Here is a 19,323-nt window from a genome sequence, read left to right as displayed (position 1 = left end):
CGCGCGGATAGCCCGCTGCAGGATGCCCGCGTTCCGGCCTGGCCCGGCGCCGTGATTTGAAGCCTCCGCGTCATGACCGTGCGGGAGCTGCTGCGGTGTCTGGCACATCCCACCCCACGTGGCTCAAGGCAGCCACAGCTCGACGGAGAAGACAATGGGCAACGAAAAGCTTGAAACCGGCGAAGATCGCAAAGACCTGAAACTCTCCGATGACGAATTGGAGACTGTCACGGGAGCAGAGAAAATGAATCTATCAATTCTGCATCCGATCGACAGCTGGGGAAAGGTGTTCGGAAAACTCTTCGAACCGTTCAAGGCCACGCTGGATTCGCTCCAAGAAAGATCAAATAGGCACAAGTGATCCAGGGAACACGCGGCGTAAGCAGGCCTCGATAGGCCTTTCTCAACGCAATGACGGGCCCGGCCCGGGAAGGAGCAGACCGATGAGCACAGAGCCCGATAACGCTCCGCTGAACGATGCCTCGCTGGAAGACGTCAACGGCGGCTACAACGTGGTGGATGGCTTGGCGCGGCTCGGACACTCGATCGAGAGCAGTGCTCTGGCTGGCCACAAATTCGGAGCGGACGCCGACAATCATATGGCTGCCGCTGGCGGCGCCTTTGTTGGTATCATTTCCCCTGTCGAGTGGCGCTGCCGTGCCAGAGACCGATCTTCACATCCCTGAGATCGGTCGCCCCCCTTGGCCGGCTTGGCCAAGGGGGGCGGTTCGGCTTCCTTATCGACGCTTGAGCGCGTCCATGAGGGCTGCACCCAGGGCACCCTGGCTTTCCTTCTGCGGTGTCCGCGCCGGCCCTCCCCGGCCCGGGTTACCCTTGCCGTCGCGCGCGTCCTTGCCGCCGCGGGCATCCTGGCCGTCGCGAGCCCCCTGGCCGCCGCGCGCATCCTGGCGCGCGGTCTCACGCGGCCCCTTCGAGCTGTCGCCGCCTGCGTCGCTGCGCATGGACAGCGAGATGCGCTTGCGCTTGATGTCGATCTCCAAGACACGCACCTTCACGACGTCGCCGACCTTCACCACCTCATGCGCGTCCTTCACGAAGCGCTCGGCAAGCTGCGAGACATGGACGAGCCCGTCCTGATGGACGCCGATGTCGACGAAGGCGCCGAAGGCGGCAACATTCGTCACCGTGCCCTCCAGCGTCATCCCGACTTCGAGGTCCTTCATGTCGTCGATGCCATCAGCGAAGGCCGCGGTCTTGAAGGCAGGACGTGGGTCGCGGCCCGGCTTGTCGAGCTCGGCGATGATGTCGCGGACAGTCGGCAAGCCGAAGCGATCGTCGACGAAGCTGCGAGGATCGAGCCTGGACAGCACAGCGCTGTCACCCATCAGGGAGCGCAGGTCGCGCCCGCAGGCGGCGACGATCTTGCGGGCGACGCCATAGGCCTCCGGATGCACCGATGAGGCGTCGAGTGGTTCTGATCCGTCCCGGATGCGCAGGAACCCGGCGCATTGCTCGAAGGTCCGAGGTCCGAGCCTGGCAACGGCGAGCAACTGGCGGCGCGTACCGAACGGTCCGTTGACATCGCGATGCGCGACGATCGCTTCGGCGAGCGCAGCGCCGAGCCCCGATACCCGCGCCAGCAGCGAGGCCGAGGCCGTGTTGAGGTCGACCCCGACTGCGTTCACGGCATCCTCGACCATGGCGTCGAGCGCGCGGGCGAGATGATACTGATCGACATCGTGCTGATACTGGCCGACGCCGATCGATTTCGGATCGATCTTGACGAGCTCCGCCAACGGGTCCTGCAGGCGCCTTGCGATGGAAACCGCGCCGCGCAGCGTGACGTCGAGGTCCGGGAACTCGGCGGCGGCCTGTTCCGAGGCGGAATAAACCGAGGCGCCGGCCTCCGAGACGACCACCTTGATCGGCTTGGGCGGCGGCAGATCGCCGAGCAGCTCCGCGACCAGCTTCTCGGTCTCGCGACTGCCGGTCCCGTTGCCGATGGAGACAAGTTCCACGCCATGCTTGCGGATGAGGCTCGCAAGCTCGGCCTGCGTGCCGCGAACATCGTTCCGCGGCTGGAATGGATAGACGGTCGTGGTGGCAAGCAGCTTGCCGGTGCCGTCGACCACCGCCACCTTCACGCCGGTCCGGATGCCGGGATCGAGACCCATGGTCGCCCGCGATCCGGCCGGTGCGGCCAGAAGCAGATTCTTGAGGTTGCGGGCGAAGACATTGATCGCCTCGGCCTCGGCCTTCATCCGCAGATCGGTCATCAGGTCCACCGAGAGGTGAAGCGACAGCTTCGCCCGCCAGGTCCAGCCGACGACCTCCATCAGCCAGGCATCGCCCGGCAACCTGTCGCCGATCGCGTAGGTGTCGGCGATCATGCGCATCACCGGCTTGACCGGGCGCGGATCATCCCTGTCCACCTCGATGTCGAGCGTCAGAATGTCCTCGTTCCGGCCCCGCAGCATGGCCAGCGCACGGTGGCTCGGCACGTTGGCCCAGCGCTCGACGTGATCGAAATAGTCGGCGAACTTGGCGCCCGCCTCCTCCTTCCCTGCGATCACGCGCGCACGCAACTCGGCCCTTTGATGGAGGTAGCCGCGCAAACGACCGAGCAGTTCGGCATTCTGGGCGAACTGCTCCGACAGAATGTCCCGGGCACCGTCCAGCGCGCTCTTGGTGTCAGGCACGTCGTCGGCCAGATAGGCCGCCGCCAGCTCGGCCGGGACAGCTCGGCGATTGGCCAGGATCGCCTCGGCGAGTGGCCCCAGGCCGCGCTCACGCGCAATCTCGGCCTTGTTGCGGCGCTTGGGCTTGAACGGAAGATAGATGTCCTCCAGCTCCGCCTTGGTCGTGGCGGCAGAGATCGAGGCCTCGAGTTCAGGCGTGAGCTTCTCCTGCTGGCGAATGGCCCCGAGAATGGCGGCGCGTCGACCTTCGAGTTCGCGCAGATAGATCAGCCGTTCTCCGAGCAGGCGCAGTTGGGTGTCGTCCAGCCCCCCGGTCGCCTCCTTGCGATAGCGCGCGATGAAGGGAATGGTCGCCCCCTCGTCGATCAGTGCAATGGCGGCGGCTGCCTGCGGCAGGCGCGCGCCGATCTCGGCGGCGATGCGGGATGCGATTGCGGCGTTGTCGGACATTCAGGACACTGGAACCGTTGCTGGAACAGAGATGATGGTTGGGTGCCTGAGGCGATGCAGCGTGATCGCATCCGCACCGGGCATGTCCCCTTCATAGCACCGCTCTCGATCACCTCCACCCCGCGCCGACGGTCCCACCCGAAACAGGCAATGTCCGCCGAAGGCGAACCGGCGTTCTCCGCCCGACAACGACGCCGCATCCGCCCTCGTCAGAAGTTGACGGCGAGCCGTGCGGTGCCGCCGAGGCTTCTGGTGTTGGTGGAGAGCTCGCTGTCGAGGCGGATGCCGAGCGAGACACGCTCGTTGAACTTTGCGTCCAGGCCGGCGGCGATCAGGGCGCTGTCGCGGTCGGGCCGGGCCCCGCTGGCGGCGAAACTCGCGCCCGGCAGCGCAATCAGGCTGGCGGCGAGGCTGGCATCGCGCTCGACGTAATGAGCCCAGGCGGCTCGCGCGAAGCCGGTGACCGGCACTGCGCCGACCATCGCCTGCCCGTCGAGCTGGAAGCCGACTTCCCAACGGCTGGTGACAGCGTTGCGCCTGGCGACACTGAGTGCACCGGCATTGCCGGCGAACCCGGCCCCTTCCGTGAAGGGACTGAGTGCACCGGCATTGCCGGCGAACCCGGCCCCTTCCGTGAAGGTGGGGCTGCGCACATGCACCGCCTGCAGGGCCGCCAGCGGCGAGATTGTGAGGCCGTTCCAGCTTGCCAGCGCCGCGGTCGCCTGCAGCCGCCCGCTCCAGGCCGTACTGGCATAGGAGGAGCTCAGCGCATTGCCGAGCGCCGGCACGGCGCGGTGGACGTCGTTGTCCAGTCTGGCATAGCCGCCGGCGGCGGCGAGGTTGACCGGGCCGAGCCTGGTCAGGCCATAGAGCCCCGCCTGGAAGGCGTCGCTGTGGATCTTGCCGAGCCCGCCGGACAGCGAGGCGCGCGCCTGGCCCGCGGCGACCGCGACACCCGCGACCGTACCCGGCGCCAGCAGGACATCGGCGCCGACCGCCAGATGCGCGTCATCGAGCGTGCGATTGGCCGAGCCGATAAGGCGCTCGCCATCATTGCGTCCGCGCGAGCCAAAGGGAGCGCCCCAGAGCGAGAAGCGCGCCGGGTCGAAGGTGGCAGGCCCGGCGGCGCTTCCTTTCGAGGGCAGACCGGCGGTGAAGCCGGCCGCTCCGCCGGGCGCCCCCGCCGCACCGGCCAGACGGCCGCGGCCGTTGGGGTCGAGCATGGTGCCGAGGAACGCGTTCGCCGCCTGGAAGCCGAGCGCCGGAACGCTGGCATGGATCTCGCCCGAGAGTTGGTTGACGACGGCCGGAATCGCGCTCGCCGGCTGGTTGTAGAGGTTGAACAGCGGCGAGGCGTCGCCCCCATTCGCCACCGCCCTGTCGATCGAGGCGGCGACGGCATAGGCGTTACGCGGCGAGGTCACGCCGAGCGCAGGCGAGCCCGATGGAGAGCCGGGTGGCGAGCCTGGTGACGAGCCGGGATCCCCTGAGCCGCCGGGTGTCAGCGGGCGCGGGGTCAAGGTCAACTGCACGTCCTGGGCGGTGTAGCTCACGGTCGTGGTGACGCCGTCGCCGAAAGCGCCGGTCGTGTCGACGGTGCCGAAGGTGCCGCTCCGCCCGCCCGCTGCCGAGAGCAGGGTGTAGGGGCTGTTGAAACGGAAGGTCTGGCCGAGTGGCACGATCTGCAGCGTGCCGGCGAGCGCAGCCGTGCCGCTGACATTGATGCGGTCGGCGAGCGGCCCCTGCACCTCGGCACGGTAGGTCGAGACCGCGTCCATCATGAGATTGCCGGAGACCGTCAGCGTGCCCGGAGAGTTGCCAGGCGAGAGCGTGCCGCCGGTGACGGTCACGCCCGGGACGGTGCCCGAGCCGCCAAGCGTGCCCCCGGCGTTGAGCGTCACGCCGGAAGAAGCGGCGATCGAGCCGTTCACGACCAGCGTGCCGCCATCGACTGTGGTCGAACCGGTGTAGCTGCTCGCGCCCGAGAGCGTGAACCCGCCCGTGCCGGTCTTGATCAGGCTGCCATGGCCGTCCGATCCGACATTGCCAGCGAAGGTGCTATTGGCATTGTTGCCACCGACGGTCAGAGTGCGTCCGGCACCAAAGATCACCTGCGCGCCTGCCGTACCGCTGAGCGCGCCAATGCTCTGGTCGCCGTTGATCCGGAAACTCGTATTCGCGCCGCTCAGGGTGACGACGGCTTGCGGCGAAAGCGCATTGCTGCTGACCGCGTCGAAGGCCGCTCCGCCCGAGATGTTGATCTGCCGGGAGTTGAGCAGTGTGCCGCCGAGCGCAATGCGGAGCATGCCGCCCGATACGGTTGTCGGGCCTGAATAGGAATTGACGCCGTACAAGTCCTGACTGTTCGCCCCGACTTTTGTCAGGCCGCCGGTCCCGGTGATATTGCCGAAGAAACCGATATTCGAGCCACCGCCGAGGGTCAGCGTGGCCGAGCCGAGCGCGACGGTCGTCCCCGCATTTCCCGCCAGGCTGGCGACGGCCTGATCGTAGCCCGCGAGCCTCCAGGTCCCGCCATTCAGCGTGATGTTTGTCGAAGAGGGCAGAGCGTTGCCGATGCCCATCTGCAAAGTGCCGCCATTGACGATTGTCGCACCGGTATAGGTGCTGGCGCCAGCCAGGGTCAGCGTGCCGCTGCCGTCCTTGGTCAGCCCGCCCCCGCTGCCCGAGATCACCCCGCTGAAGGTCGAGCTGGCGTCCTGCGAACCTGCGCTCAGCCGCGCCCCAAGCCCCAGCTCGATCAGGCCGCTCCCGCTCAAGCCGTCCACGGCAAGGGCCGAGTTGAGCCGATAGGTGCCATCGATCTGGAGGTTCGTCTTCGCTTCGACGGCGCCGGGATTGTTGGTGGTCAGCGTCGCGCCGGATCGCACCTCGAGCGTGCCGATGCCGGCGCCGACCCCAGTCCAGATGCTGTCTCCCTGAAAGCTCAAGCGCGACGCGCCCGTAATGCTCGTAGAGAACGTCCCGCCGCCAATCGTCAGCGCCGCAGCGATCCCGATTGCGCCACCGCCTTCGAGACGGTTGATTGTCGCTTCGTAGCTTGAGAACTGCAGCGTTGCGCCATCGTTGATGGTGATCGAGCGGAATGATCGACCGAAGTCGGCGAGCCCAAGCCGATCTTGGCCGGCGGCGATGGCATTGCCCCCCTCGATGACCAGCCGCGCACCCAGGCCTCCGAATCCAGTCCAGCCGGTCACGTTGATGTTTCCGGTGTCGGTGGCTGAACCGAGATAGAGGGTCGAATTTCGTCCGAACCGGCCGAACGACACAGACAATGTTCGACCGGCGACGGCCGTCAGCCGGGCGACCGAGTCATCGTCGGTCAACACCTGGCTGCCCAGGTTCACGTCGTTCAAGGCACGGATATGACCAGCCGTCCCAATGAAGGTCAGTGTGCTGAAAGGATAGGGATTATTGGTTGAAACCTCGCCCAGGCCGCCCACATTGCCATTGGTCTGCCCATTTGCGGCATGGGACCCAAGGAAACAGAAGGCAATATACAAAGTGATTGAACAATAAATCCTGTAAAAATTGATGTATCCGCTTCTGACATCATGGTGCCTTGATGATATACGCCCGTTCTTTGTCGGCGGCTTCGAGGAATTGATAGCAGAAGGGCGCATAGCTCGTTATCTGTCGATCTCGATCGGCTCTGGACATCGCATTACTCCAGCCCCCACACAGATAGCAAAGTCCAAACTTTGCAGGTATTCCGCCATGAGCGACGCTTTTCGGCCGGTCAGCCGCGCCGACCATCTGCATCCCGCCGTCGATGCCTATGCGCAGGAGCCCGTATGGTCCTATGCGGTCGAGCTGATCCGTTCGCCCGCCTTCGGCCACGCGTTGCAGAACTACTGCATCGCGATGATGCAGCCACCGGAGATGGCCTGGCCGGCTGACAAGTTCTTCGGACAGAAGCTGCGCTATCTCGTCTCGTTCGCCTTGATCGGCCAGGATGCCCGCTGGCGCCGGAGCGGAGGAGAACTGCCGACGATTTCCGCCCTTCAGCGGTCTGCACACGCCAGCCCCCGGCAGGTCGCCGCCCTCGTCGCTGCGCTGAAGCTGGGCGGGTATGTCGTCGCGACCCGCGCCTCCCAGGATCGCCGCGCCGTGCGGCTACAGCCCGCGATGGCGCTCCTCCTGGAGATCGGTCGCTCACCCCTGGCATTTCTCGAAGCTTCGGAGCAAATCGCCCCGCCGCCACGGCCGTTCGCCGCTCACCTGCGCAGCCAGGACATCGCTCTGGCCGACTGGCTCGGCCGTTCCTACGATATGTTCCTTCAGGAAGACGTCTACTTCGCGCCCTTCGCGAAGATTGTCCGGTTGGCCGAACAGGATTGCGGCTATCCGGTGCTATCGGCCGTGCTGGGTGCTCATTACGCGGCCCGCGCCGGTGCCGCCGCACCTGTTTCGTTGTCCTATGGCGGATTGGCGGAGCGCTTTCGCGTCTCGCGCCAGCATATCGGCAATATCCTGAATGAGGCCGAGCGGCGCGGCTGCTTTTCAGTCGATCACGGCGGCCGCACGGTCGCGGTCGCGCCTGATTTTCTGTCGGAGTTCGAAACCTGGTCTGCGGGGCAGATAGCCCATTATCGCCTGCTCGCAGAACAGGTCAGATTTCAATCGGAGCCGGTACTATCGGAATAGTCGCTTTCCCGGTCCTGCGGTCATCGTAATGGACCACCGAGATCACGCCTGGACATCGGACCGGATATCGTATCCGCTCCGATGATCTCAGCCTTTGTGTTTGCATCGGCTTTCCCGAAAACCGCCGTCCGCTATGTCGGGCCGACGCTAGCGATCTCCACCCTCCTCCGGCTGAAAGCGCGGGCTGCCATAGGGATAGTAGTCCTTCAGCGTCAGGTTCTCGTAGGGCAGAGCTTCGAGATGCACCGTGCCCATGAAGGGCTGCGACGGCTCGACCAGCAGGATCGTCGGCGCGAAGCCGCTATCGTCGAAACCCCGGCGGAAATGGACGCGGGACTTGATCGCGATGATATCGAATTCCGCGGGCTTGAGACCGAGTTCCCGGAGTTCCGATGGCTCGATGATCTGGACCAGATAAGGGCTCAAGACCAGCACATTGCCGTTGCCGAAGCTGACGCAGACGGACTCGTTGCCCATGCCGCGTCGGTTCGTGGCCGTCCGGATATCGCGGATCGTGCCGGTGATGCGCACGGGCTCGCCTGCCGATTCATCGAAGAGGCCGCCGATCTCCGCGTCGAACGCATCGCCGGGCCGGGCTCCGGCCGCGAGCACGGCACGGATAGCCTCGGGCGAGGCGATGGTGGCGATCAGGGTGCGCTCACAGCTCTGCGCGACGATCTCCCGCAGCAGCCAGGTGGCATAGCCCGAGCGATCGCTGTAATCGGCGAGCACGACCGGCGCCCTGCCCTCCGTCACGGCCTCGCGGGCGAGAATGACGCCCTGCTCCATCGTGTGGATCTTCACGGTCTCGAGCAGCGCCTTTCGCCGCCGCCAGGTCCAGTCGGCCATATCGCGGAGCACGCGCTCGGCGAGATCCGGGTCGTCATTGGTCAGGACCTGAAGGCCCATCCCGGCATCGGGAACGTCCGACCAGGGAAATCCGAAGAAGACATTGACGAAGACATCCGGCTCCCGCGCCTCCCAGATCAGCGCCCGCTGGATCAGGTCGGACCAGGGCGAGGCGCCGGTCCACATCACGACCGTGGGTGCGAGGATCGGGATCCGCAGCGACCGGTGCACCGGCTTGAAGCCGCCGCGGATCGCCCTGACCAGCATGCGCGCCGCGCGCTCGCCCTGCAGGTGCATGTCGTAATGGGGGAAGTATTTGACGCAGAAGGCCATGTCGGCCTGCTCTAGAAATGCTTCGTCCTCATTGCCATGGGGATCGAATGTCGCGGAGATGAAGGCCTCCGGGCCGACGACCTCGCGGACGCGCCTTGCGATATCGGCCTCGGGACGCGGCACGCCGCGTACCGCCAGCGCGCCGTGAAGCGCCAGATAGACGCCGTCCAGCGCCGGTTGAGCCTTCAGCTCCTCGATCATGATGCCGAGGAAATGCTCGTAGGCATCCTGCGTGACCCAACCCGAGCCCGTGCCGGTGCGCGGCCAGAGCGGCGAGGTGATGCCGATCAGCTCGACATCGTCGTGTTCGCGCGCGACCTGGACGAAGCCGCCCATATAGCCCTTCGGGTCGGTCGCAAGCAGCACCTCGCCGCCGGCCGGCGAGCCGGGATAGATGAAATCCTCGCGGGTGGTGTCGTTGGGGAGGAAGGTGACCGTCTCATGGGCGAACTGGAGAACGGCGATACGGATCGGCTTGGACATCATGCTCGTTTCACGTCGTAGAATTGTGCGAAGCCAATACGCATCCCGGCCAATCCGCGATAGGCCGTCTTCTCGTAATAGGCGCCGAGCGGGATATAGGGCACCTCGGTGAAGAACTGCTTCTGGATTTCGGCGCAGATCGACTTTTGAGCGGCGATATCCTTGGCCCCGAACCAATCGAGGCGCAGCTCTTCCAGGCGCGGCGATTTCGGCCAGCCGAACCAGGCCTGATCGCCATTGCCGCGGATGCCGAGCTGGCTGGCGGGGTCGAAATTATTGGTGCCGTTCAGATAGGTGAAGAAGATGTTCCAGCCCCCCTTGTCGATGGGTTGCTTGCTCGCGCGGCGTTGAACGACGGTGCCCCAATCGGTCGAGACCATGTCCACATTCATCCCGGATTTCTGCAGCGCGTCCGCGGCCACCATCGCCAGCGCATGGGTCGAGGGGTAATCGGTCGGGTCGAGCAGCACGATGCGCTCGCCCTTGTAGCCGGCTGCCGCCAGCGCGCGCCGGACCGCCGCGAAATCCCGCTTGCCGACCAGAACCTCCGTTCCGGCCGTGGTCGCCAGCGGCGTGTCGGGGCTGAACACGCCGACATGGTCCTTCCACATCGAGCGTTCGTCTCCGGCGACCGCGGTCATGAACTCGGTCTGGTCGATGGCGCCGAGCAGGGCGCGCCGGATTGCGGGATTGTCGAAGGGAGGGTGGAGACTGTTGAAGCGCAGGCAGCCGATGCCGCCGGCCGGATCGAGACCTTCGACCTTCAGTCCGGCCTTGGCTCTCAGCGTCCCCAGCAGATCCGGTGTCGGGTTCTGCCACCAGTCGATCTCGCCGGTGCTGAGCGCGTTGGCCGCCGTCGAAGGGTCGGGCATGATGCGCCATTCGACCCGGTCGAAGAACACGCTCTTGGGGCCGGCGGTGAAGGTGGCGGAGCCATCCGGCCGCGGCACATAGCCTGCAAATTTCTCATAGACCGCCAAGGCGCCCGGCACCCGCTCGTCGGCCTTGAAGCGGTAGGGGCCGCTGCCGACCATCTCGGTCACCTGCTTGTTGGGGTCGGTCAGCGCCAGCCGTTCCGGCATGATGCAGGGCATCGACGTCCCGGTCTTGCCAAGGGCTGCCGGAAGCAGCGGGAACGGCCGCTTCAGCCGGAATTTCACGACGCGGTCGGATTCGGCCGACAATTCGTCCGTCGCATCCATCAAGGCCCGGCCGAAGGCATCGCGCGCGGAAAAGCGACGGATGCTCGGCACCACGTCCTGCGCCCTCACCGGCTCGCCATCATGGAAACGCAGGCCCTCGCGCAATGTCAGTCGCCAGGTCTTGCCGTCGTCCTCGATCGTATGGCCCGCCACCATCTGGGGCTCGAAACCATAATCGGCGTTCTGCCCATAGAGCGTATCGAAGACCAGATAGCCGTGATTGCGCGTCACCGTCGCCGTCGTCCAGACTGGATCGACGATCGCGACATCCGCCTCGGGAACGAATTTCAGGAGCTTTGCCGGCAGCGCGAGGCTGGGCTTTGCGAGGGCCGATACGGCGGCGCCAGCGGCAGCGCCCAAAAATGTCCGACGCTTCATGCCTTGAGACCTTCCGTGCGAGCAGATGGAACGGTCGCGGGTGCCCCCGGAGCCTGCCGGCGTCGCCGCTATGTCAGCACGCCGATCCTATGGCGGCGGAAAGAACGCGTGCAAGGCGCGCAGCGCAAAGCCGCCCCCGTGAATCCGCCATAGTTTGTGCAACTGCTCGTTCCTTAGCGACAAGGCGAGCTCTGATCCGCGCCGCCCCGGCGATCGGAGCCGATCTTTCGATAGCGTTCGGCAGAAGGACGCTCTGAGGTGATCGCAGCCGGACGTATCCAAGGACAGCAATCACCCGGGCTCTCCGGTCCCTTGAGGCTGGTGAAACACAAACGCATGACCGCAGCTCAGGCGTCCTTCGATGGATTTTTCCCTTGCGGCCGGGGGAGCGCCATCGCGGGCATCTTTGTGGTCATGATCGGCGATCGACAGGCCCGTCACGGACGTCGGCGCCTGGACCTGATGACCAGTCGATGACCATCGAGCGGGGTCGCGCCATCCAGCCGCTAGAGGCTTGCCTTGCAAACCGTCGTCTCGACGGTTTCTCCGCGCTTGTTCAACAGCTTCCAACGCTTCAATTCGGCCTGGAAATAATAAGTCGGCAGTCGGTCATCGTCCGGCACCAGCTTCTGCAGGTCGAAGACGTATCGCCGTGCCTCGCCGTGGATTTGAACCATGACCCCGCCCGCAGCGTCCGGTCGGTCGATGACGATCACACCTTCCTCGAAGCTGCAGGTATAGGTCACGCCCCTGTCGGTGTCCGCGTGGGAGACCAGGAGAAGCGCGCTCGGAAGAAGTGCCGCCAAATAGGGGATCATGAACGGGCTCCGGAATCGCTCTCTCCACTCGATACGCGCCCATCGAATGAAAGTTCCCCGCCTGCCCGGGCCACGAGCAGACATGCCCATCGCGGGCGTGATCGCGCTTCCGAATAGATAAATAATAAGGCGCTGCTAAACATGTCATCATGAACAGTTATTCATGGAACATCTTGCCTTACCCGCACGTTTACCTTTTCAGCTGGGGCCAAAACCGAGCCCCATGAAAAGGAAAGAACCATGATCAAGAATCTTGTTCTTATCGCCGCTCTCGCCGTCGTTCCGGTGACCGCATTTGCGCAGTCGAACTCTGGTGCGGCAGCGGGCGCCGCCACGGGCGCTGGCGCTGGCGCAGTGGGAGGCGCAATTGTCGGGGGACCTGCCGGTGCAGCCGTTGGCGCGGTCGGCGGCGCCGCGGCTGGCGCGATCGTAGGAGGTATCGCTGCGGACCAGAGAACCGAGTTCCGGACCTATGTGACGCAGCAGAAGGTCCCTTCGGTGGCTTATCGCGAAAAGGTCGTCGTCGGCGCGACATTGCCCGACACCGTGACCTATCGCGAAGTTCCCGCTCGCTACGGCAAAACCGAATATCGCTACACGGTGATCAACGATCAGACCGTCCTCGTCGAGCCGAAAACCCGCAAGATCGTGCAGATCATCGAATGATCGAGAAGGAGCCCACCCTTCCTGGGTGGGCTCCTGTCTTTGCATTTCCCGGACAAGCCCAAGTCTGACGTCATCACAATATTCTGGGGGAGATACGCTTTGATACGGACACTGTTAATGGCTGCCGGCATTGCCGCGACCGCGATGCTCGGCGCGCCAGCCCAGTCTCAGGTACGGCTCGATATGGGAATTGACCGGCCCGGCTATGACGCCCCCCGATATCGCGAGCGCCGAGCGTATGGCGAGCGTCGGGTCATCCGCGAGCGCTACGCGGATTGTCGGTTGGTGGAAAAGCGTCGCGTCAACCGCTTTGGCGAGGTCGTTGTGCGGCGCTCGCGCATCTGCGGCTGAGTATGACCGGCGCTCCGCCGTGGATGATCCTCGGCTTGTCCACGCACCTGCTTCCTTTCCCTTCCGCACTTCAGCAATTTCCTGGGAGACACCGATGCGAAAGTTCATCCTTGTTGCGGCTGCCGCGCTGGGCTTCGGCTCAATTTCGCCGTCCATGGCGCTGGCCACTCCGGTCGCGGGTTTGACGGCGATCGAGGGCCAAAATCACATCGAGCAGATCAAGCATGGCGGCCACGGGTATAAGGGCCATAAGGGCTGGCACGGGTCTCCCCACTGGAAGCGTGGACGGGGCTACGGTCGACACTACGGCGCCCCCCCTCCACACGCGCGCGCCTATGGGCGCCGGGCACACGACTCCGGATATTACCGCTACAGGTAAGGCTGTGCGGCGAAGCGCCGGCGTCGCGCGTTGCCGCTGCCACATCAGCATATCGCCGCCTGACGCGCATATCGACAGGCGGCGGCGACTGCGGCCGGAAGTGGGGTCAACCGAATCAGTTCCTGCACTTTCACCGTCGTGATTGCACCGTCGTGATTGGCTCCCTCCCCCAACCGCTCTCACAGCCCGTGGACACCGTCTCTTCCCGCGGAGTTTGCGCCCTGAGGAACAGATTGGGGTGCTCGGAATTCCCATTCCATCCTGCCGCAGCAGTTCAGGCTGCGAACCAAAGAGAAGGACCTTCCAAACATGCGCGCCATCGCGTTTACTTTCGCTGCCACCCTGCTTACCGGCACCGCCATCGCCCAGACGGCGCCCGTCCCTGCACCGGCGGAGCCAAAGATATTCGTTTCTGTCGAGGAGTCTTCGGCGCTCGTCAGCAGTCTCAAGGGTCTCGACGTCAGGAACTCTGGTGACGAAAGCGTTGGCGAGATCGAGGATTTCGTCATCGCCGGCAACGGCTTTGATTCCTACATCCTGTCTGTCGGCGGCTTGCTCGGCATGGGCAAGCACTATGTTGCGGTCAGTCCCAGCGCCCTTGCCGTCACCTGGAATGCGTCGGACAAGAAATGGAACGCCCGGATCAACGCCACCAAGGAACAGCTGAAGGCGGCCCCGCCGTTCAAGTATGAAGGCCGCTTCGCGAAGTGAGCGAGCTGAAGTCAGCCCGCGGTCGCCTCGCTGCCGTTCCGGCGCAATGTCCGCTTCTTGGAAATCCCTCACCGTTCAGCAGCGCGCACGGCGCGCCAGTGACCCGAAGCTGAACCTGATTTCTGCAGGGGCGGCACACGTCATCGATATCTCGCGGTCGGGCGATCGCCCGGCACGCGAGAACGCACCTGCCGTAAAAGACACGGACGGCCTACCTGCGGCGCGAGTCATCGCAGCCGTGCGTCGCAACACCTAGTCAGCGAGCTTCGCCGCCTTGATCCGCAGCGTGACAATGACCCCCTCGAGGGACCAATTGTAGTCGATCGAGCCCCCCAATTGCCCTGAGATGCTGCGAACCACGAGGCGGCTACCATAACCACCGGCGCCGTTCGGAGGTTCGACGGCAGGGCCTCCCCGCTCCGTCCAGATGATCTTGATCTCTTCGTCGTCAGAGCAACCCGAAACGTCCAGGGTGCCGGTCTCGGCCGACAGCGCGCCATATTTCAACGAGTTGGTCGCGAGCTCATGGATGATAAGGGCCAGCGTGGTCGCCGCACTCTCACCAACGCCCATGCGCGGCACCGCGACGCGGATGCGCCCGCTGAAGGCGCCCAGGTCCTCATAAGGAGACAGCAGGATCGACAACAGGTCGCCGAGCAGAGCCGCATGGCCTTGGTGGCCCGGGAGCGGTCTCACCAAATCGTGGGCTCGGCCAAGTGCCGCCAGGCGCCCGGTCAATTCGGTGGCCATCTCTTTGGCGGTCGTCGTGGACCGCGACGAGATCAGGGTCAGCCCCGAGGCAATGGACAGCAGATTCTTGACGCGATGGCTCATCTCCCCGGCGAGAAGCTCATGGCCTTCCTCCGCCTGCTTGCGCCCCGTCACATCAAGAAAGATGCCGTAGGCAATGCCATTGTGCAGATGCGAATCGTCGCCAATGCCCCGAGCGGAGATCCATCGGATTTCCTCATCGATAATAATGCGGAAATCTATTTCATAGGAGCCGACGATCGCCCGCGTCGCCGTGAACGCGCTCCGTACCCGATCCCGGTCGGCGGGGTGAATTCGGGCTGAGAGATCCTCGAACTTTACCGGGATGCTGTCGTCCTGCACTGCCCATAAGGCATATCCCCGTTCGTCCATGGCGAACCGGTCGGTCTCCACGTTCCACGACCAAAGGGCCACCCCGGCCGCGCCGATAGCGCGACGGAGGCTCTCAGCGCTCCACGACAGAGGGTTGCTGGTGGGCATAATGACACTCGGTGAGCGGACGCGGGTGGGCATCGTAGCAGCGGAGGCCGGAGTTCTCTAAGCCTTAAGGGCAGACTGCGACCATTGTTCAGGGGAATATCGCCTCCCCAACAACCTGGCAGTTGCGCTCTGACGACCGCCAGCGGAGGTTCGCATGCCCTGGGACGGCGCCGGCGGCGCAGCACACTGACTCTCGCCCAGCCGACCGCGTTCTGCTCCAGCGCCCACACGGCAGGACGCTGCGTCATTTAACATCTGAGTTATACAACTTTTCCGCGGCATCTACGGCGAATGCCGTATTGTCGCGAGAGTGCCGCTACCCTAACTCTCACGGTCGGGCATGCATTGCGGGTGCGTCTCGATCTTGTCCGCGGCGCCGGGGGGCTAGATGAGGCGAGTGCAGAGGGCGGCCGGTGTGGGGCGCGGAGCGCGAGCGCCGCTCGCCATCCTGCGACTGATCGAAGATGCGGCTCGTGGCCGGCAACAATCCGGCCTGCAGGCACGCGGACACGCGCGGCCGGGCCGCCGCGCTGCGTCCTTCCCGGCGACCACGGCGCTGTCTCTCGTCACCTGGCTCGCCGGCCTGCCGCTGGGAGCTGCCGCGCAAACGCCATCCGTGACGGTGACGGGCGATGTTTCGCCTCTTCCATCGCCCAATCCGCTGCCGCATTGGACTCCGGGCGGCTTCCTCAACATTGGTCAAACAGGCACTGGCGCGCTGACCATTGCGGGCGGCGGTACCGTCAGCGTGGGCTCCGAAATTGTCCGCATCGGCGTAGCCGTCGGCGGTAACGGCTCAGTCAGCGTGACGGGGACTGGATCATCCCTCAGCGGCAGTGGACAACTCGATGTTGGACACTCTGGCACTGGCTCGCTGCTCATAGAAGCAGGAGGGACTGTCTCGTTTGATTCCGTTGTCATAGGCAACGCCGCCGGCCCCTCCCATCGTGCCGCGGGCTCGGTGACGGTCACAGGGGCCGGATCGTCCCTGAGCAGCAGTTCGTTCATGTATGTCGGCGGTTTCGGCGACGGGACGCTCACCATTCAGGCCGGAGGCACCGTTTCCGTTGAAGGTGGCGGGGGCATCCTTGGAGTCGCCTCCAATGGCACTTATGGCGGTACAGGCACATTGAACATTGGTGCCGCGTCCGGCCAACCGGCGGCGGCGGTCGGGAGCCTTCTCGCGGCCGAAGTCGCATTCGGCGCAGCCACGGGACGCATTGTCTTCAACCATACCTCTACGGCCTACACGTTCGCGCCCAAGATCACAGGCGCCGGCGCGCTTCTTATCGAGGCCGGGGTCACCATCCTGACAGGGACGAATACCTATAGCGGCGGGACGAACATCAACGGAGGCGTTCTGTCCATAAGCCGCGACGCCAATCTCGGTGCGGTCTCAGGGGGGCTGACCCTCAACGGTGGCACACTCAAAACCACCGGCAGCTTCACCTCGGCACGGGATGTGACGTTGGGCGCAGCCGGCGGCACGATCGACACCAGCGGCGTGTTGACCCTTTCGGGTCAGATTTCCGGCCCGGGCTCTCTCTTTGTGAACGGCGCCGGCACCCTGTCGCTGACCGGAGCGCAGAATGTCATCGGGGGCGCGCTCACCCTCGGCGGCAGCGCGAGCCCGACGCTCGAGATCAAGGGCGGTTCGCTCACGGTCGGCGATCCGGCCGGCTGGGCAATGGGCTGGAACGAAGTGTCGAGCGGCCTGCTCCGGGTCAGCAATGGCGGAACGCTGAAGCTGGTGGACCCGATGGGGTACCTGGCGATCAAATCCGCCATGGAGGTTTCGGGGGCAAATTCCAGCGTCACCAATGAGGGCTACACGGATGTCGGCGGTCCTGCTGCCGCGACCCTGACCATCAGCGGCGGCGGCGTGATGAACAGCAAGGCGGGCGCGCTCATCGAGGGGCATGGGACCTCGTCGACCGTCAGCGTGACCGGAGCCGGCTCGGTCTGGAATGTCGAGCAGCACATGTTCATCGGCTCCAAATGGTCCAATGGAACCGGCGCGCTCGTCGTTTCCGACGGTGGCATCGTCAATCTGAACGGCAACCTCTATTACGATTCCGATGCCGGGCTGGGCCTCGCCAGCGCCACTGTGACGGTCACGGGCGCAGGCTCCCAGCTCAACGTGGTCGACGGCCTCTTCGTCGGTTATGGCTGCGGCTGCGGCGCCACCACCGCCATGCTCACTGCTGCGGATGGCGGCACGGTCAAGGCCGGCTGGGTGGAGATCAGCGATACCTCCGTGCTCAATCTCGGCACCGGCGGGCGCGCGGGCGCGATCGACACGCGCGCGATCCTGAATGACGGCGCCATCGTCGCGGATTTTGTCGATACCGCCACGCTCGCCGCGAACATCTCGGGCACGGGGACGCTGACCAAGCAGGGTTCCGGCCGGCTCATTCTGACGGGGAACAGCAGCTATACCGGGGCGACCTCGGTGCTGTCGGGCCTGCTCACGGTCAACGGCTCGCTGACGGGCTCCGCCATCACGCTGGCCGGCGGCGCGCTCGGCGGTTCCGGCACGGTCGGGAGCGTCATTGTCGGCCATGCCGGCACGGTCGCACCGGGCAATTCGATCGGCACGCTGACCGTGGCCGGCAACATCTCCTTCGCGCCCGGCTCGACCTATCAACTCGAGGTCAATGCCGCCGGCCAGTCCGACAGGATCGCCGCCACCGGGACCGCGACCGTGTCCGGGGGAACGGTGCAGCTCCTGGCGGAACAAGGCGGCTATGGCGCCTCGACGCGCTACACCATCCTGACGGCGCAGGGCGGGGTCAGCGGCCAGTTCGCCGCGGTGGCCTCCAATTTTGCCTTCCTGACGCCAAGCCTGGCCTATGGCGCCACCGAGGTGGCGCTGACGCTCGATCGCAACGCGATCGCCTTCCCGCAGGTCGCCCTGACCCGCAACCAGGCCGGTGCCGCGGGAGCAGCCGAAGCGCTGGGCGCCGGCCACCGTGTCTACGATGCGCTGCTCACGGCAAGCGTCGCCGACGCCCGCGCCGGCTTCGACGCGCTCTCGGGTGAGGCTCACGCGCAAGCGGTCGGCGTCGCGATCGAGGACAGCCATCTCATTCGCGAATCCATCCTCAACCGGCTGCGCTGGCCCCTGGCCGCCGGCTCGTCCGGCGGCTCGGTCAACGGCGCCTTCAGCGCCGACGCGCCCGGCAGATCTGCCGGCACGGCTCTGCCGGCACCGCGCCTCGCCACGGAACGCTTCACGCTTTGGGGCGAGGCGATCGGGGCGCAGGGGCGCACGGACGGAGACCGCAACGCGGCTTCGCTCGACCGGCGCGGCGGCGGCATGCTGCTTGGCGCCGAGCTCAACTCGACCTGGAGCGATGCCGGGCACTGGCGCTTCGGCATCGCCGGCGGCTATACGCGCACCGATTTCGATGTCGATGGACGCCGCTCCAGCGGAGAGCTGGGCAGCGCCCATGGCGCGCTCTATGGCGGCATGCGTTTCGGGGCGGTCTCGCTGCGGGCCGGCGCGGCCTATGCGTGGAGTGATCTCGACGTAACGCGCCGGGTGACACTGCCCGGGATCTCCGATGTGCTGCGCTTCGATGGCCGCAGCGCGACCGCCCAGGCCTTCGCCGAGATCGGCTACGCCCTGCCCTACGGGCCGGTCTCGTTCGAGCCCTTCGCGCAGATCGCAGCCGTCACGGTCCGCACCAGCCGCGACGCCGAGACAGGTGGCCCGACCGCACTGCAGGTGCTCGGCCGCGATCAGCGCCTCGGCTTCTCGACGCTCGGCCTGCGGGCCGAGATGCAGTTGGGCGCGACGCCGCTGCTGGCCCGCAGCATGCTCGGTTGGCGCCATGCCTTTGGCGACACGACGCCCGCAGCCAAGCTCGCCTTCCTCGGCGCAGCAACGCCGTTTCAGACTTACGCCGCCCCGCTTGCCCGCAACGCCCTGGTGGCCGAGGCCGGCCTCGCCTGGCGCGCAACCGCGACCACCACGCTCGGCGTCAGCTACAGCGCCGCGATCAGCGACAAGGCCCGCGATCATGCCCTCAAGGGCAGGCTCGACGTCCGGTTCTAGGGCATCGGCCCGAAAGGTGGACTGCCGTTTTCGGGAAAGCCGATGCAAAGACAAAGGGTTAGATCAT

The 19,323-nt window shown here is 65.5% G+C and carries 13 protein-coding genes; 7 read left to right on the top strand and 6 right to left on the bottom strand.

The genetic code is table 11. The features are described 5' to 3' along the window. The first annotated feature begins 154 nt into the window (after positions 1–154). Positions 155–361, top strand: coding sequence for a hypothetical protein (locus AC1DGP_RS23550; RefSeq protein ID WP_476832586.1), 207 nt, complete (start codon positions 155–157; stop codon positions 359–361). Positions 362–443: 82 nt separating this feature from the next. Continuing rightward, entirely contained in the window at positions 444–686 is a 243-nt protein-coding gene (locus AC1DGP_RS23545; protein WP_476768696.1) for a hypothetical protein, read from the top strand. 51 nt (positions 687–737) lie between these two features. On the opposite strand, the gene AC1DGP_RS23540 is transcribed toward AC1DGP_RS23545, so the two are convergent. Together AC1DGP_RS23540 and AC1DGP_RS23535 are read right to left on the bottom strand one after the other, a co-directional pair. Then, the gene (locus AC1DGP_RS23540) at positions 738–3,110 is read right to left on the bottom strand and encodes a Tex family protein (RefSeq protein WP_476832585.1); all 2,373 of its coding nucleotides are present in this window, start codon (positions 3,108–3,110) and stop codon (positions 738–740) included. A 209-nt stretch (positions 3,111–3,319) separates the two neighbouring features. Then, positions 3,320–6,454: an autotransporter outer membrane beta-barrel domain-containing protein gene (locus tag AC1DGP_RS23535; protein ID WP_476832584.1), complete on the bottom strand. Its 3,135-nt coding sequence runs from the start codon at positions 6,452–6,454 to the stop codon at positions 3,320–3,322. 208 nt (positions 6,455–6,662) lie between these two features. On the opposite strand from AC1DGP_RS23535, the gene AC1DGP_RS23530 reads away from it, so the two are divergent. Further along, positions 6,663–7,775: a MarR family transcriptional regulator gene (locus AC1DGP_RS23530; protein WP_476832583.1), complete on the top strand. Its 1,113-nt coding sequence runs from the start codon at positions 6,663–6,665 to the stop codon at positions 7,773–7,775. 147 nt (positions 7,776–7,922) lie between these two features. Here the strand turns inward: AC1DGP_RS23530 and AC1DGP_RS23525 are convergent, their stop codons facing one another. The 3 genes from AC1DGP_RS23525 to AC1DGP_RS23515 all read right to left on the bottom strand — a co-directional run bounded on the left by AC1DGP_RS23525 (position 7,923) and on the right by AC1DGP_RS23515 (position 11,838). Further along, positions 7,923–9,428, bottom strand: a complete 1,506-nt coding sequence (locus tag AC1DGP_RS23525; protein ID WP_476832609.1) for a M81 family metallopeptidase — start codon at positions 9,426–9,428, stop codon at positions 7,923–7,925. A gap of 11 nt (positions 9,429–9,439) precedes the next feature. Beyond that, positions 9,440–11,020, bottom strand: a complete 1,581-nt coding sequence (locus tag AC1DGP_RS23520; RefSeq protein WP_476832582.1) for an ABC transporter substrate-binding protein — start codon at positions 11,018–11,020, stop codon at positions 9,440–9,442. 506 nt (positions 11,021–11,526) lie between these two features. Then, a complete protein-coding gene (locus tag AC1DGP_RS23515) occupies positions 11,527–11,838 on the bottom strand; it encodes a hypothetical protein (protein WP_476770934.1) in 312 nt (103 codons plus the stop codon). A gap of 240 nt (positions 11,839–12,078) precedes the next feature. Here AC1DGP_RS23515 and AC1DGP_RS23510 point away from each other — a divergent pair, with 240 nt between their 5' ends. The 3 genes from AC1DGP_RS23510 (at position 12,079) to AC1DGP_RS23500 (ending at position 13,945) form a co-directional block, all read left to right on the top strand. Beyond that, positions 12,079–12,504, top strand: a complete 426-nt coding sequence (locus tag AC1DGP_RS23510) for a DUF1236 domain-containing protein (protein ID WP_441507131.1) — start codon at positions 12,079–12,081, stop codon at positions 12,502–12,504. A 117-nt stretch (positions 12,505–12,621) separates the two neighbouring features. Then, the gene (locus AC1DGP_RS23505) at positions 12,622–12,855 is read left to right on the top strand and encodes a hypothetical protein (RefSeq protein ID WP_441507130.1); all 234 of its coding nucleotides are present in this window, start codon (positions 12,622–12,624) and stop codon (positions 12,853–12,855) included. Between the two features lie 688 nt (positions 12,856–13,543). Beyond that, complete coding sequence (locus AC1DGP_RS23500) at positions 13,544–13,945, top strand: PRC-barrel domain-containing protein (RefSeq protein WP_476770931.1); 402 nt, start codon at positions 13,544–13,546, stop codon at positions 13,943–13,945. Between the two features lie 252 nt (positions 13,946–14,197). On the opposite strand, the gene AC1DGP_RS23495 is transcribed toward AC1DGP_RS23500, so the two are convergent. Then, complete coding sequence (locus AC1DGP_RS23495) at positions 14,198–15,196, bottom strand: sensor histidine kinase (protein WP_441507128.1); 999 nt, start codon at positions 15,194–15,196, stop codon at positions 14,198–14,200. A gap of 388 nt (positions 15,197–15,584) precedes the next feature. On the opposite strand from AC1DGP_RS23495, the gene AC1DGP_RS23490 reads away from it, so the two are divergent. Continuing rightward, positions 15,585–19,256 carry an autotransporter outer membrane beta-barrel domain-containing protein gene (locus tag AC1DGP_RS23490; protein ID WP_476832581.1) on the top strand — a complete coding sequence of 1,224 codons (3,672 nt, stop codon included), beginning with the start codon at positions 15,585–15,587 and terminating at the stop codon, positions 19,254–19,256. Positions 19,257–19,323: the final 67 nt, after the last annotated feature.

It is taken from the genome of Allobosea sp. 05T433 (assembly GCF_056396065.1).
This window is presented reverse-complemented; position numbering and strand designations above follow the sequence as displayed.

Coding starts and splice junctions, on each gene's coding strand:
- AC1DGP_RS23550 (WP_476832586.1), top strand. CDS start 155: ATGGGCAACGAAAAGCTTGAAACCGGCGAAGATCGCAAAGACCTGAAA.
- AC1DGP_RS23545 (WP_476768696.1), top strand. CDS start 444: ATGAGCACAGAGCCCGATAACGCTCCGCTGAACGATGCCTCGCTGGAA.
- AC1DGP_RS23540 (WP_476832585.1), bottom strand. CDS start 3,110: ATGTCCGACAACGCCGCAATCGCATCCCGCATCGCCGCCGAGATCGGC.
- AC1DGP_RS23530 (WP_476832583.1), top strand. CDS start 6,663: ATGTATCCGCTTCTGACATCATGGTGCCTTGATGATATACGCCCGTTC.
- AC1DGP_RS23520 (WP_476832582.1), bottom strand. CDS start 11,020: ATGAAGCGTCGGACATTTTTGGGCGCTGCCGCTGGCGCCGCCGTATCG.
- AC1DGP_RS23515 (WP_476770934.1), bottom strand. CDS start 11,838: ATGATCCCCTATTTGGCGGCACTTCTTCCGAGCGCGCTTCTCCTGGTC.
- AC1DGP_RS23510 (WP_441507131.1), top strand. CDS start 12,079: ATGATCAAGAATCTTGTTCTTATCGCCGCTCTCGCCGTCGTTCCGGTG.
- AC1DGP_RS23505 (WP_441507130.1), top strand. CDS start 12,622: ATGGCTGCCGGCATTGCCGCGACCGCGATGCTCGGCGCGCCAGCCCAG.
- AC1DGP_RS23500 (WP_476770931.1), top strand. CDS start 13,544: ATGCGCGCCATCGCGTTTACTTTCGCTGCCACCCTGCTTACCGGCACC.
- AC1DGP_RS23495 (WP_441507128.1), bottom strand. CDS start 15,196: ATGCCCACCAGCAACCCTCTGTCGTGGAGCGCTGAGAGCCTCCGTCGC.
- AC1DGP_RS23490 (WP_476832581.1), top strand. CDS start 15,585: ATGAGGCGAGTGCAGAGGGCGGCCGGTGTGGGGCGCGGAGCGCGAGCG.